We start from the raw sequence: 11,153 nt of genomic DNA on the forward strand, positions 1-11,153 counted from the left end.
GCCTGGGGGCCGGGCGCCGGTGTGCCGGTCAGCGCCGTCAGCACCTGGTCCAGCCACCCGTGCGCCGCGTCCTCGAAGTCCGGCTCGCAGTCCGTGCGGGGGGCGAGCCGCAGCGCGCCCAGTTCGCCGAGGCGCTGGTCGAGGCGGCGGCCGTGTCCGCAGAAGTCGTCGTACGAGGAGTCACCGAAGGCCAGCACCGCGTACCGCCGGCCCTCCAGACGAGGGGTGCCGGGGTCGGCCAGGGTCTCCCAGAAGCCGCTGCCGTTGTCCGGGGCGTCGCCGTCGCCGAAGGTGCTGGTGATCAGCAACAGGTCGGCGCCGGGCGGCAGTTCACCGAGGTCGGCCTGGTCCATGCCGACCAGGGAGGTGCTGTGGCCGACCGTGGTGAGCCGTTCGGCGGTGGCGGCGGCGAACTCCTCGGCGTTGCCGGTCTGTGAGGCCCACAGGATGACGACCTGCCGGCGCGGGGCGGTGACCGGTGACGGTACGGCCGACGGCTGTACGGCCGGGGACTGTGTGGCGGCGGGCTGTGTGGCGGCGGGCTGTGTGCTCGCCGCCCGGGAGTACATCCCGGCGAGTGTGCCGTTCACCCACAGGGCGTGCTCGGGGCTGAAGGGCGCGTCGGGCGGCAGCACCGGAACCCCGGGCGCCCCGGCCGGGACCCCGGCGAGGAAGGCGACCAGGTACTGGCGCTCCCGCGCGGTGAGCACAGGCGGCGGGGCGGGGTCGAGACCGAAGACCGACGCGGCCGCGGACGCCTGCCCTGTGACCGGAACCGGAACCGAAGACGCAACCGGGGACGCCACCGGAGCCACCGCTGCCCCCGGGGTCCGCAGGGCCACCGGCGTCGGCACCCGCGTCAGCGACACCGCGCACACCTTGAACTCCGGCTGGAACGACAGCGGATCGACGGCGTCGTTCGTCACCGCGTTGACGCTCAGGTACTCCCCGAACAGGTCGTTCCAGTGGAAGGGCGCGAAGCAGCACCCCGGCCGCACCCGGTCCGTCACCACCGCCGGCAGCACGGCCCGCCCGCGTCGCGAGGCCACCTCGACGGAGTCGCCCTCGGCCACTCCCAGGGCCGCCGCGTCCTGCGGATGCAGCTCCACGAACGGCCCGGGGTTCAGCTTGTTGAGCTTCGCGACCTTCGCCGTCTTGGTCAGTGTGTGCCACTGGTGCTGGAGCCGCCCGGTGTTCAGGACGAAGGGGTAGTCGTCGTCCGGCATCTCGGCCGGCGGAATGTGCGGCCTGGCGTGGAAGACGCCCCGCCCGCTCGCCGTGGGGAAGCGGAGCGTGCCGTCCTCCCCCACGTACCGGACGGGGTTGCGGTCGGGCCCGTCCTCGCTCGCCGCAGGCCACTGCACCGGCGTCGACCGCAGCCGCTCGTAGGTGACCCCGCGCAGGTCCCATCCGGTCTTCGGGTTCCAGGCCCGCCGGATCTCCTCGAAGACGTCCTCGGCGCTGTCGTACGAGAACCCCTTCTCGTAGCCCATCTCGCACGCGACGGCCGCGATGATCCGCCAGTCCGGCATGGCCTCGCCGGGCGGGTCGGCCACCGCCGGTGTCAGGGTGAGGTTGCGCTCGCTGTTGACGAAGACGCCCTCGCCCTCCGTCCACAGCGCGCCGGGGAGCACGACATCGGCGTACGCGTTGGTCTCGGTGTCGGCGAAGACGTCCTGGGTGACGACGAACTCGGCGGCTTCCAGGCCCTCGATGACCGTGCGGCGGCCCGCGACGGAGGCGACCGGGTTGGTGCAGATGATCCAGCAGGCCTTGATCTCGCCCTCGGCCATCTTCCGGAACATCTCGACCGTGCCCTTGCCGACGCCGTCGGCGCGCAGGGTGCCCGGGGGCAGCTCCCACAGCTCCTCGACGAAGGCCCGCTCCTCGTCGACCAGGACGGATCGCTGGCCGGGCAGGCCCGGGCCCATGTAGCCCATCTCGCGGCCGCCCATGGCGTTGGGCTGGCCGGTGAGGGAGAAGGGGCCGCTGCCGGGGCGGCAGATGGCGCCGGTGGCGAGGTGCAGGTTGACCAGGGCGTTGGTGTTCCAGGTGCCGTGGGTGGACTGGTTGAGCCCCATGGTCCACAGGCTCATCCACTCGCCGGCCGCCCCGATCAGCCGGGCCGCCTCCCGGATGTCCCGCTCGGGGATGCCCGTCGTCCCGGACACCGCGGCGGGCGGGTAGTCGGCGAGGAACTCCGGCATCGCCTCCCAGCCCTCGGTGTGCGCGGCGATGAAGCCGGGGTCGGTGTCGCCGTTCTCGTGCAGCAGGTACAGCAGGCCGTTGAGCAGCGCGAGGTCGGTGCCCGGCTCGATCTGGAGGAACAGGTCCGCCTTCTCGGCGGTCGCGGTGCGCCGCGGGTCGACGACGATCACCTTGGCGCCCGCCGACTTCACCCGTTCCATCATGCGCAGGAAGAGGATCGGGTGGCAGTCTGCCATGTTGGAGCCGATGACGAGGAACAGGTCGGCCTTCTCGAAGTCCTGGTACGAGCCGGGCGGGCCGTCCGCGCCCAGCGACAGCTTGTAGCCGGTGCCGGCGCTCGCCATGCACAGCCGGGAGTTCGACTCGATCTGGTTGGTGCGCAGGAATCCCTTGGCGAGTTTGTTCGCCAGGTACTGCGCCTCCAGGCTCATCTGACCGGAGACGTAGAGCGCGACCGCGTCAGGGCCGTGCTCGTCGACGATCTCCCGCAGCCGCCGGGCCGTCTCGGTGATCGCCGTGCCGACGGCCTGCGGCACCGGCTCCTCGCCGCGCTCGGGCCGCACCAGGGCCGTGGTCAGCCGTCCGGGCGCGGCCAGCAGGTCGGCGGTGGTGGCGCCCTTGGTGCAGAGCCTGCCGAAGTTGGCGGGGTGCTGCTTGTCACCGGACGCCTTCAGGACCGTACGCCGTCCGTCCGGGCCCGGCCCGATGTCGAGGACCAGGCCGCAGCCCACACCGCAGTACGAGCACACCGTCCGCACCACGGGCGCGCCTCCTGAGCTCAGCCGGTTCGATCTCCACCGACGGTACGAAATGCCCATTACACGGATGTCTCCCGAGCCGTTCATCAGGGGTTACACCGCCCGCACACCTGACCGGGGAGGGTTGTGAGCGCCTCCGCGCGGTGGTGCGGCGGGGATCCGACGCGCCACAGACTTGGAACAGTTCCATTTCTTGAACCATTCGTGTTTGTGGGGGTAGGTTGGTCCCCATGACCGCCCCCCAGCTTCCGAACACCGCCGATGAGCTGCGCGGTGCCGGCCTGCGGGTGACGGCCGCGCGCGTCGCACTGCTCGAGACCGTCCGGGCCGGTGACCACCTCGCGGCCGACGCGATCGCCACGGGAGTGCGCGACCGCCTCGGCCACATATCCCTCCAGGCCGTGTACGAGGCCCTGCACTCGCTCACCGCGGCGGGTCTCGTGCGCCGGCTCGAACCGCCCGGCAGCCCGGCACGGTTCGAGGGACGGGTCGGGGACAACCACCACCACCTGGTCTGCCGGTCGTGCGGGACCGTCGTCGACGTCGACTGTGCTGTCGGTCACGCGCCCTGCCTGACGGCTTCCGACGACCGCGGCTTCTCCATCGACGAGGCCGAGGTCATCTACTGGGGCCTGTGCCCCGACTGCTCCCCCCAAAGGCTTACTTCAGCACCGTGATCCACCCAGTTCGGAAGGACTGACATGTCTGAGAACCACGACGCAATCGTCACCGACCCCAAGCCCGAGGGCTTCGGCGGCTGCCCGGTCGCGCACGGGCGCGCCCCGCACCCGACCCAGGGCGGCGGCAACCGCCAGTGGTGGCCGGAGCGCCTGAACCTGAAGATCCTCGCCAAGGACCCCGTCGTGGCGAACCCGCTCGGCGCGGACTTCGACTACGCCGCGGCCTTCCAGGCCCTCGACCTGGACGCCGTGAAACGGGACATCGCCGAGGTGCTGACCACCTCGCAGGACTGGTGGCCGGCCGACTTCGGCAACTACGGCCCGCTGATGATCCGGATGGCCTGGCACAGCGCCGGCACCTACCGCATCAGCGACGGCCGCGGCGGTGGCGGCCGCGGCCAGCAGCGCTTCGCGCCGCTGAACAGCTGGCCGGACAACGGCAACCTGGACAAGGCCCGCCGTCTGCTGTGGCCGGTCAAGAAGAAGTACGGCCAGTCCATCTCCTGGGCCGACCTCATGATCCTCACCGGCAACGTCGCCCTGGAGACGATGGGCTTCGAGACCTTCGGCTTCGGCGGCGGCCGTGCCGACGTCTGGGAGGCCGACGAGGACGTCTACTGGGGTCCCGAGACCACCTGGCTCGACGACCAGCGCTACACCGGCGACCGCGAGCTGGAGAACCCGCTCGGCGCGGTCCAGATGGGCCTCATCTACGTCAACCCCGAGGGCCCCAACGGCAACCCGGACCCGCTGGCCGCGGCCCGCGACATCCGTGAGACCTTCCGCCGCATGGCGATGAACGACGAGGAGACCGTCGCCCTCATCGCCGGTGGCCACACCTTCGGCAAGACCCACGGCGCGGGCCCGGCCGACGCGGTCGGCAACGACCCCGAGGCCGCCTCCATGGAGGAGCAGGGCCTGGGCTGGAAGTCCACCTACGGCACCGGCAAGGGCGGCGACGCCATCACCTCCGGTCTCGAGGTCACCTGGACCACCAAGCCCACCCAGTGGAGCAACGACTTCTTCGACATCCTCTTCGGCTACGAGTGGGAGCTCACCCAGAGCCCCGCCGGTGCCAACCAGTGGGTGGCCAAGGACTCCGAGGAGATCATCCCGGACGCCCACGACCCGTCGAAGAAGCGTCGGCCCACGATGCTCACCACCGACCTCTCGCTGCGCTTCGACCCGATCTACGGCGAGATCTCCAAGCGCTTCCACGAGAACCCGGACCAGTTCGCGGAGGCCTTCGCCCGTGCCTGGTACAAGCTGACCCACCGTGACCTGGGCCCGAAGTCCCTGTACCTCGGCCCGGAGGTCCCGTCGGAGACCCTGCTGTGGCAGGACCCGCTGCCGCAGGCGGAGGGCGAGTCCATCGACGCCGCCGACGTCGCGGCCCTGAAGGCCAAGGTCCTGGAGACCGGCCTCACGGTCTCGCAGCTCGTCTCCACCGCGTGGGCCTCGGCGTCCACCTTCCGCGGCAGCGACAAGCGCGGCGGCGCCAACGGTGCCCGCATCCGCCTGGAGCCGCAGCGCGGCTGGGAGGTCAACGACCCCGAGCAGCTCGCGCAGGTGCTGCGCGTCCTGGAGGGCGTCCAGGCCGAGTTCAACACCGGTGCCAAGAAGGTCTCCCTGGCCGACCTGATCGTCCTCGCGGGTGCCGCGGCGGTCGAGAAGGCCGCCAAGGACGCCGGCGTCGCGGTGGAGGTTCCCTTCACCCCGGGCCGCGTGGACGCGACCGAGGAGCACACCGACGTCGAGTCCTTCGCCGCCCTGGAACCGGTCGCGGACGGCTTCCGCAACTACGTCGGCAAGGGCAACCGCCTGCCGGCCGAGTACCTGCTGCTCGACCGCGCCAACCTGCTCACCCTGAGCGCCCCCGAGATGACCGTCCTCGTCGGCGGTCTGCGCGTCCTCGGCGCCAACCAGGGCGGCACGGCGCACGGCGTCTTCACCGACCGTCCGGGCGTCCTGACCAACGACTTCTTCGTCAACCTGCTCGACCTGGGCACGGAGTGGAAGTCCACCTCCGAGGACCAGAGCGCCTTCGAGGGCCGCGACGCGGCGACGGGCAAGCTGAAGTGGACCGGCACCCGTGCCGACCTGGTCTTCGGCTCCAACTCCGAGCTGCGCGCGCTCGCCGAGGTCTACGCGAGCGACGACGCGAAGGAGAAGTTCGTGAAGGACTTCGTCGACGCGTGGGTCAAGGTCTCGAACCTGGACCGCTTCGACCTGGTCTGAGCGTCTGAGTAAGGGGGGCCGGTTCCTTCGGGGACCGGCCCCCCTTCATGCCCGCGGCAGCCCGGCGACGAACTTCCCGAGCCGCGCGATCCCCTCGCGCAGTTCCCCGGCCGAGGCCGCGTAGGACAGCCGTACGTGCGTGTCGGCGGTGCCCACCCCGAAGTCCCGCCCCGGGGTGAGCGCGACCTGGGCATCCTGGAGCGCCCGGCCGCAGAACTCCCACGAGGTGAGCCCGGTGCCGCTGACGTCGAAGTAGACGTAGAACGCCCCGTCGGGCGGCACCGGCACCGGCAGCCCGATCTGCGCGAGCCCGTCGAGGACGAGGGCCCGCCGCCGCCCGAACTCGGCCCGCCGTTCCTCGCACACGGCGAGGGACTCGGGCGTGAAGCAGGCGAGCGCGGCGTGCTGGGCGGGGGTGGAGGCACAGATCATGTAGTTCTGCGCGAGCCGCTCCAGCGCGGGCACCAGCGCCTCGGGCACCACGCACCAGCCCAGCCGCCAGCCGGTCATCCCGAAGTACTTGGAGAAGCTGTTGATCACGACCGCTTCCTGGTCGTACGACAGCACACTGCGCGGCGGCCGACCGTGCTCGCCGTGATCGCCGAGGTCGAGGTAGATCTCGTCGACGATCCGCCACGCGTCCCGCTCCCGGGCGAGCTCGCAGATCGCGGCCAGCTCGTCGGCCGGGACGGAGGTGCCGGTCGGGTTGGAGGGACTCGCGACCATGATCCCGCGGGTGCGGTCCGTCCAGTGCGAGCGCACGGAGGCGGTGTCCAGCTGGTACCGGGATCGTGCCGAGGTGGGCACGAGGGTGACCCGCGCCCCGAAGCTCTCGGCGATCTGCCGGTTGCAGGGGTACGAGGGGTCGGCGATGAGCACCTCGTCCCCGGGATCCACGAGCGCGGCGGCGCCCAGCACCAGCGCGGCCGAGGCCCCGGCGGTCACGACGACCCGGCCCGGATCGACCTCGACACCGTGCTGATCGCCGTAGAACCGCGCTATCGCCTGCCGGAGCTCGGGCAGCCCGAGCGCTCCGGTGTAGCTCATCGGCCTGCTGCCCACGGCCTCCCGGAGCGCGTCGAGCACCGCCGGTGGCGCCCCGAAGTCCGGTTCGCCCAGGCTGAGCTTGACAACGTGGTGGCCCTGCGCCTCCAGCGCCGCCGCGTGCTTGCCGAACTCCATCGCGTAGAACGGCGAGACGGACTGGGCGCGCTGCGAGATCCTCATGCTGCGGGCCTCCTGAGGTGATGTGGTCGAGGGCTCCAGAGGGGCCACGCTCTCGGGCGGTGCGTCAGCGACATCGTGCCGCAGGAACCCGGGGCCCGGGTAATCGTGTGCCGCGGCGGCGACCGGGAAGGCGGTTGTTCGGGCTCGCCCGGCAGCCCGTGACGTTCCCGTACCGCGACCCGTTCGGAGATCTTGCGTGACAACACTCGGTGACAGACCCGCACCTCCCGCACATGACCCCGCTCCCGACCTGGCGGCACGCAAGCAGCGGCTGCGCCGGCGCCTGGAACGGCTGATCGGCGTGGCCGCCACCGAGGGCAACGACCTGGTACCCCTGCGCAACGGCGATCAGATCTTCCCCGCGATGCTCGGGGCGATCCGGTCGGCCCGGCACACCATCGACATGATGACGTTCGTGTACTGGCGGGGGCAGATAGCCCACGACTTCGCCGGCGCGCTGGCCGAGCGGGCCCGCGCGGGGGTACGGGTCCGCCTGTTGCTCGACGGCTTCGGCGCCAAGGAGATCGAGCGGGGGTTGCTGGACCTCATGAGCACCGCGGGCGTGCAGGTGGCCTGGTTCCGCAAGCCCGCGTGGCTGTCGCCGTTCAAGCAGAACCACCGCTGCCATCGCAAGGCGCTCGTCGTGGACGAGGACACCGCCTTCACCGGCGGCGTCGGCATCGCGGAGGAATGGTGCGGCGACGCGCGCAACCCCGCCGAATGGCGGGACACGCATGTCCAGGTGCGCGGTCCGGCCGTCGACGGCATCGCGGCCGCGTTCGCGCAGAACTGGGCGGAGTGCCACGAGGAGCTCTTCGACACCCGCGACCGCTTCACGGAACACCCGCAGGCGGGCTCGTCGGTGGTGCAGGTCGTCCGGGGCTCCGCGAGCATCGGCTGGCAGGACATGCAGACCCTCATCCGGATCATGCTCAGCTCCGCCGAGGAACGCTTCCGGCTGGCCACCGCCTACTTCGCCCCGGACGACTACTTCATCGACCTGCTGTGCGAGACCGCTCGTCGGGGCGTGCGGGTCGAGATCCTGCTGCCCGGTCCCCACACCGACCAGCGCGCCTGTCTGCTGGCCGGCCAGCACCACTACACACGTCTGCTGCGGGCCGGTGTGCGCATACGTCAGTACCAGCCGACCATGATGCACGCCAAGATCATCACCGTGGACTCGGTGGCCTCCCTCATCGGGTCCACCAATTTCAACCGCCGGTCCATGGACCACGACGAAGAGGTGATGCTCGCCGTCCTGGACGAGGAGTTCACCGCCGTCCTCGACCGGGACTACGAGGCGGACGTCGAGCGCAGCGAGGACATCGACCTCCAGCGGTGGCGACGGCGGTCCGTGCTGCGACGCGTCGAGGAAGCCGCGGTCGTCCCGATCCGGCGCTTCTTGTGAACGACGGGGTCTCGACCCACCTGTGACGCGACCCAGGGGGTCGCACGGCCCGACGGTGGGCGGCCTCGCGACGGACACCGGTGACCGTCCGGCCCGTCCGGCGAGACCGCGGCACGGACCGGACCGGGGCGCTGGTCCGGACGCGGTGGGGGCCCGCGGGTGACCGGGCGGTCGGCACGGCCTGATCCTCGTCGGAGGGCCCGGTGTCCTGTGGCCGGGGTATAGCTGTCCTGACGTCTTCCGTCGGGCGCCTTGCGCCATGCACCGCAGCGGCGCGGACCGGCCGGTCCGGGGCGCTGCCACGGCCCTGGTACGCAGCGAAACGCGAGATCCACATCGGGGCGGTGCCGGGCTCGGACGTGAGGGCCGTGCCGGCCGACGGCCGGGGCGTGCGGGAGCGGGACCCGGGCAAGGCCGTGTGGCGCGACTTCGCGGTCAGGACGTCGGCGGACCGGGCAAGGGGGCACTACCGGCGATGTCGCCAGGGGCGTGACCCGGGCCCGTGGTGGGGACCGCGTCATCGGCCGGCACCTCGGGGCGGATGTCGTTTCCGCGGCCGCCCGGCGCGAAGCGGACACGGCGGGCCTGGCCGCCATGCCACCGGTCGCGGCGTTCGGACGGCGGTGGTTCGGGCGAGCCGGAAGCCTCGATGCCGTGGTGGTGGCACGGCGGGAGATGCGCGTGCCACCACCGCGGGGGCGGATGGGCTTCCTGAGTCCCTCGGGCCCCTTGGACCCCCTGGACCCTTAGACCCCCTGAACCCCCTAGGACACCGTGGTGCGGTCCGGCGTGTGGGTGCCGTTGCGGGCCGCCGTCCTGCGCTGGCGTACCACCGCGAAGACCACCACGGCCAGCGCCACCAGCGTGGACAGGACGACCTGGTCGCGGCCGCCGCCGTCGGCCGTATCGGTGAGCATGTAGCCCAGCACGAAGGTGATCAGGGCGATGGTGGCCCAGGTCAGGTAGGGGTACAGCCACATCCTCACGACCAGCTTCTCCGGCGACTCCCGCTGGATGATCCTGCGCATCCGCAACTGGGAGAAGCAGATCACCAGCCAGACGAACAGGGCGATCGCGCCGGAGGAGTTGAGCAGGAACTGGAAGACCGTGTCGGGCCACAGGTAGTTGAAGGCGACCGCGACGAAGCCGAAGACCACCGACGCCAGGATGGCCGCCTGGGGCACCCCGCGGCCGGTGGTCCGCCCGAACGCGGCCGGGGCGTCGCTGCGGCGGCCGAGCGAGAAGGCCATCCGGGAGGCCGTGTACAGGCCGGAGTTGAGGCAGGAGAGCACCGAGGTCAGCACGATGGCGTTCATGATCTGGCCGGCGTGCGGGATCCCGATGGAGCTCAGGGCGGCGACGTACGAGCCGTCCTTGAGGATGGCCGGGTCGTCCCAGCGCAGCAGGGACACCACGATCAGGATCGAGCCCAGGTAGAACACCGCGATCCGCCAGATCACGCTGTTGGTGGCCTTGGTGACGGCGGCGCGGGGGTCGGCGGTCTCGCCGGCCGCGAGGGTGACGATCTCGCTGCCCATGAAGGAGAAGACGACCATCAGGACGCCGGTGAGGATCGCTCCGGGCCCGTTGGGCAGGAAGCCGCCGTGCGCCGTGAGGTTGGAGAAGCCCGATGCCGGGTGGTCCGAACCGGGCAGCAGCCCGAAGATCGCGAGACCGCCGACCACGATGAACGCGCCGATCGCGACGACCTTGATGCCCGCGAACCAGAACTCGAACTCGCCGTAGGAGCTGACCGAGGCCAGGTTGGTGGCGGTGAGGACGACCATGACGATCAGAGCCCAGCCCCACTGCGGGACCGCCGGTATCCAGCCCGCCAGGATCTTCGCCCCGGCGGTCGCCTCGACGGCGAGCACCACGACCCAGAAGAACCAGTACAGCCAGCCGATGGTGAAGCCGGCCCAGCGGCCGAGCGCGCGGTCCGCGTAGGCGGAGAACGAGCCCGAGGTCGGGTTGGCCGCGGCCATCTCGCCGAGCATGCGCATCACGAGGACGACCAGGACGCCGACGAGGGCGTACGAGATCAGGATGCCGGGCCCCGCGGCGGCGATGCCGGAGCCGGAGCCGACGAACAGACCGGCGCCGATGACACCCCCGATCGCGATCATCGACAGGTGGCGGTTCTTGAGCCCGGGCTTCAGCCCCTGCTCGTCGGGCGGACTCTGGGTGATCGTTGCGGTCATCGCGACATCCATGAGGGGAGTTGGGGACGGTGACCGGGAAATTAGTTCAGTAGGATCCAAAAAAACAGTCTTGTTTAAGTGTTCACCTTGCTCTATTTTCCGTACATGCAGAGCACGTCATGCCACCGACCCCCGTAACCGCGCTCAGCAGGCCGTTAGGGTGGCGTCGTGGTGAACGCAGCGGGCAAGTTCGGGCCCTACAACCAGCCGGCGCCCGCGCAGGTCGGCGGGGTGTGGGACACCCGTGTGCTGGCCGGCCGGGGCCCCACCGGCGCCGAGCTCGTCCGCTCCCGCATCGCCCTGCGGCTGCGTCTGCGGTCCGTGTCACCGGGCGACCGGCTGCCGGACGCGGGCGTCCTCGCCGAGGAACTGGGCATCAGCGAGATCACCGTGCGCCGGGCGCTGGAGGCCATGTGCCAGGACGGTCTGCTCG

Annotated in this window: 7 protein-coding genes; 4 read left to right on the forward strand and 3 right to left on the reverse strand. The window is 71.2% G+C overall.

Annotated features, from left to right (window positions below):
- Positions 1-2,969, reverse strand: a 2,969-nt coding sequence (locus tag EHS43_RS25200; protein ID WP_260470696.1) for a molybdopterin-dependent oxidoreductase, incomplete at its 3' end; no start/stop codon positions are given.
- Positions 2,970-3,196: 227 nt separating this feature from the next.
- Here EHS43_RS25200 and EHS43_RS25205 point away from each other — a divergent pair.
- Positions 3,197-3,643 (forward strand): Fur family transcriptional regulator, encoded by a 447-nt coding sequence (locus tag EHS43_RS25205; RefSeq protein ID WP_125193046.1) that lies wholly within the window; start codon positions 3,197-3,199, stop codon positions 3,641-3,643.
- A gap of 24 nt (positions 3,644-3,667) precedes the next feature.
- The gene (gene katG, locus EHS43_RS25210) at positions 3,668-5,884 is read left to right on the forward strand and encodes a catalase/peroxidase HPI (protein ID WP_125193047.1); all 2,217 of its coding nucleotides are present in this window, start codon (positions 3,668-3,670) and stop codon (positions 5,882-5,884) included.
- A 45-nt stretch (positions 5,885-5,929) separates the two neighbouring features.
- Here katG and EHS43_RS25215 read toward each other — a convergent pair whose 3' ends face one another.
- Positions 5,930-7,111: a pyridoxal phosphate-dependent aminotransferase gene (locus EHS43_RS25215; protein WP_125193048.1), complete on the reverse strand. Its 1,182-nt coding sequence runs from the start codon at positions 7,109-7,111 to the stop codon at positions 5,930-5,932.
- 250 nt (positions 7,112-7,361) lie between these two features.
- Between EHS43_RS25215 and EHS43_RS25220 the strand changes: the two genes are divergently transcribed.
- Positions 7,362-8,519 (forward strand): phosphatidylserine/phosphatidylglycerophosphate/cardiolipin synthase family protein, encoded by a 1,158-nt coding sequence (locus EHS43_RS25220; protein WP_125193051.1) that lies wholly within the window; start codon positions 7,362-7,364, stop codon positions 8,517-8,519.
- A gap of 764 nt (positions 8,520-9,283) precedes the next feature.
- Here EHS43_RS25220 and EHS43_RS25225 read toward each other — a convergent pair.
- Positions 9,284-10,720, reverse strand: coding sequence for an amino acid permease (locus tag EHS43_RS25225; protein ID WP_260470697.1), 1,437 nt, complete (start codon positions 10,718-10,720; stop codon positions 9,284-9,286).
- Positions 10,721-10,888: 168 nt separating this feature from the next.
- Between EHS43_RS25225 and EHS43_RS25230 the strand changes: the two genes are divergently transcribed.
- A partial coding sequence (locus tag EHS43_RS25230) for a GntR family transcriptional regulator (RefSeq protein WP_125193050.1) occupies positions 10,889-11,153 on the forward strand: 265 nt, incomplete at its 3' end.

It is taken from the genome of Streptomyces sp. RP5T, from assembly GCF_003933965.1.
Classification (GTDB): domain Bacteria; phylum Actinomycetota; class Actinomycetes; order Streptomycetales; family Streptomycetaceae; genus Streptomyces.

What these genes read in the sequence shown, in the direction of transcription:
- EHS43_RS25205 (WP_125193046.1), top strand. Translation starts at nt 3,197, where the DNA reads ATGACCGCCCCCCAGCTTCCGAACACCGCCGATGAGCTGCGCGGTGCC.
- katG (WP_125193047.1), top strand. Translation starts at nt 3,668, where the DNA reads ATGTCTGAGAACCACGACGCAATCGTCACCGACCCCAAGCCCGAGGGC.
- EHS43_RS25215 (WP_125193048.1), bottom strand. Translation starts at nt 7,111, where the DNA reads ATGAGGATCTCGCAGCGCGCCCAGTCCGTCTCGCCGTTCTACGCGATG.
- EHS43_RS25225 (WP_260470697.1), bottom strand. Translation starts at nt 10,720, where the DNA reads ATGACCGCAACGATCACCCAGAGTCCGCCCGACGAGCAGGGGCTGAAG.